We start from the raw sequence: 699 nt of genomic DNA, 5'->3' as shown, positions 1-699 counted from the left end.
GGCAATACTCCCGCCAGCGGCACAACGCCGATGGTCAAAATTGCCATCGTTGCACTACTCATATCATGTACCTTTTCACAACCACTGCTTCAACACAGGCTTTCCACACACAGCATCCGCCCCCCTGGTGAGTAAAAATCAACCGTCGAGAAGCGTAGCAGCTCCACGCCGCGGTTGAATGTAAAGATTGCCGGGCGGCGGCGCCGTGCCTGAAAAATCCGTGTGTTAGATATTCATTAGTACGACTGATAAATAAAAAATGTGAGATACGCCCGATATTGCCAGCATGGCGGGCAATTCGGGCTCAGGGGATTACGACTTGTCAGGATCTTCATAACGCCGTTTGGCATCCACGGCTTCCTGCTCGGTAGGATGTTCGCTGATAAGCGAATCAGGCTCAGGATAATCCGCACGGAGCTGATACCAGGTCACCGTCTGACCCTGAGGACCTTTCTCTACCGCAACCACGCGCGCTTCTCTCGGATATGGGGGCCTGTTTGGCATAGTTCTTCCTTCTTCTGGTAGCAGAACTATTAAGTATAGGCGCCCCTCGCCGCCTTAATGTAAGTAAATTCTTAACTTACCGGGGTTGCCGTCGCGCTGCATAGCATGGACATAATCTGCTCCACCACCCGATCCGGCGAGGCCGTGGCATCCACAATATGGTGGGCAGCGTCCCGGTATAACGCTTCGCGCTGC

General features: G+C 53.5%; 1 protein-coding gene. It reads right to left on the bottom strand.

The window, feature by feature from the left end; all coding sequences use genetic code 11:
* Window positions 1–312: 312 nt before the first annotated feature.
* Complete coding sequence (locus HGP29_RS28345; protein ID WP_002890278.1) at window positions 313–504, bottom strand: YaiA family protein; 192 nt, start codon at window positions 502–504, stop codon at window positions 313–315.
* Window positions 505–699 lie beyond the last annotated feature (195 nt).

This window comes from Flammeovirga agarivorans, assembly GCF_012641475.1.
In the GTDB taxonomy this organism is placed as follows: domain Bacteria; phylum Bacteroidota; class Bacteroidia; order Cytophagales; family Flammeovirgaceae; genus Flammeovirga; species Flammeovirga agarivorans.
Note: the sequence above shows the minus strand (reverse complement) of the source record. Positions and strands in the feature narration are given on the sequence as shown.

Coding starts and splice junctions, on each gene's coding strand:
- HGP29_RS28345 (WP_002890278.1), bottom strand. CDS start 504: ATGCCAAACAGGCCCCCATATCCGAGAGAAGCGCGCGTGGTTGCGGTA.